The 1,920-nt window shown below is 66.2% G+C and carries 1 protein-coding gene and 1 pseudogene; one reads left to right on the forward strand and one right to left on the reverse strand.

Features of this window, described 5'->3' with window-relative positions:
- Window positions 1–34 precede the first annotated feature (34 nt).
- Window positions 35–1,516, forward strand: a pseudogene (locus tag X773_RS78895) (IS66 family transposase); the annotation flags it as partial.
- Between the two features lie 87 nt (window positions 1,517–1,603).
- Here X773_RS78895 and X773_RS76120 read toward each other — a convergent pair.
- A complete protein-coding gene (locus X773_RS76120) occupies window positions 1,604–1,819 on the reverse strand; it encodes a helix-turn-helix domain-containing protein (RefSeq protein WP_245274905.1) in 216 nt (71 codons plus the stop codon).
- Window positions 1,820–1,920: the final 101 nt, after the last annotated feature.

Below are 1,920 nucleotides of genomic sequence, written 5' to 3' on the forward strand. Positions count from 1 at the left end.
TGTTCCGGACGATATTGGCGCGCTGAGAGCAGCGCTGACCGCGGCGCTGGCCAGAGCCGAAGACGAGGCCGCACGCGCTGCGCTGGTCGAGGCCGAACTGGCGGTCGCCAGGGCCAAGGCATCGGATGATGCGGCGCTGATCGCACATCAGGATCTGACGATCCGGAAGCTGCAGCGGGCGCTGCATGGTCAAAGTTCTGAACGTGCCGCCCGCCTGCACGACCAGATGGAACTCACCTTCGAGGAACTCGAGAGCACGGCAACGGAAGACGAGATCGCCGCCGAACAGGCAGCGGCGCGGACCACCGAGGTGGCGCCTTATGTGCGCAAACGACCGGCGCGCCAGCCATTTCCCGAGCACCTGCCGCGCGAACGCGTGGTCGAGCCGGCGCCGACCGCTTGCCACTGCTGCGGCGGTCATCGGCTGCGCAGGCTGGGTGAGGATATCACCGAGACGCTGGAGGTGGTGCCGCGGCAATGGAAGGTGATCCAGCACGTGCGGGAGAAGTTCCCCTGCCGCGACTGCGAGACGATCAGCCAGGCTCCGGCGCCCTTCCACGCCACCCCGCGCGGCTNCAGGCTGGGTGAGGATATCACCGAGACGCTGGAGGTGGTGCCGCGGCAATGGAAGGTGATCCAGCACGTGCGGGAGAAGTTCACCTGCCGCGACTGCGAGGCGATCAGCCAGGCTCCGGCGCCGTTCCACGCCACCCCGCGCGGCTGGGCCGGTCCCGGCCTGCTGGCGATGATCCTGTTCGAGAAGTTCGGCCAGCATCAGCCCCTCAACCGCCAGGCTGAACGCTATGCCCGCGAAGGCGTGCCGCTCAGCCTGTCGACGCTCGCCGACCAGGTCGGCGCCGGCGTCGCGGCGCTGATGCCGCTGTTCAAGCGGCTCGAAGCCCATGTGCTGGCCGCTTCACGTCTGCACGGCGACGACACGACGGTGCCGGTCCTGGCCAAGGGCAAGACCGATACCGGCCGATTATGGACCTATGTGCGTGATGACCGACCATTCGGCGATGTCGATCCGCCGGCGGCGGTGTTCTATTATTCCCGCGATCGCCGAGGCGAACATCCCGCGGCGCATCTCGCCGGCTGGAGCGGCATTCTGCAGGCCGATGCCTATGGCGGTTATGGCGATCTCTATGCGGCGGCCCGTCAGCCGGCGCCTATTCTGGAAGCCAGCTGCTGGGCCCACAGCCGGCGCAAAGTGTTCGAGCTGGCCGATATCGAAGCGGCGGCGCGCAAGAAGGCGCACGGCGAGAAGCCCAACCTGGTCTATCCGCTCGCGGTTGAAGGCGTGAAGTGCATCGACGCCCTGTTCGATATCGAGCGCGAGATCAACGGCCTGTCGCCGGCCCAACGCCACGCCGTGCGCCAGGAGCGGAGCCTGCCGCTGGTCACCGAGCTCGAGCGCTGGATGATCGAGACGCGCGACAAGCTCTCGCGCGGACACGATCTGACCAAGGCTTCAACTACATGCTGCGCCGCTGGTCATCCTTCGCCCGGTTCCTCGACGGACGGGCGGATCTGCCTATCGAACAATGCAGCCGAGCGAGCCCTGCGCGGCATCGCGAAGACCGATTCATTATGCACCTCCTTTTCAAATGGCGGAAAACAGCGATTCCTGGTTGTCGTCGTGGATGCGATGCGGAGTATTGCGCGCCAAATCGGCCTTGATCCGTTCGTCTTCGAGGTCGCTGGCGCGGATCTGGTAGGGTGCGCCGCGCATGACCTGCTCGGCAGGCAAGAGGCCATCCCTGATGAACCGGCGGATTTTGACGTGCGAGACTCCAAGCCGGGCGGCCGCGTCCGACATGGTGAGCCACTCGCCATTCTTGTCGGAAGAGCGATAGCCGCTGATCTTGTGCACCGTGCGCAGCGATTGGACGCGACGCGCGGTCCAGGTCTTTCCCTGAC

Source organism: Mesorhizobium sp. LSJC280B00 (assembly GCF_000502835.1).
GTDB lineage: Bacteria > Pseudomonadota > Alphaproteobacteria > Rhizobiales > Rhizobiaceae > Mesorhizobium.

Excerpts from the sequence above, each read along its gene's own strand:
- X773_RS76120 (WP_245274905.1), bottom strand. The coding sequence starts at position 1,819 with ATGTCGGACGCGGCCGCCCGGCTTGGAGTCTCGCACGTCAAAATCCGC.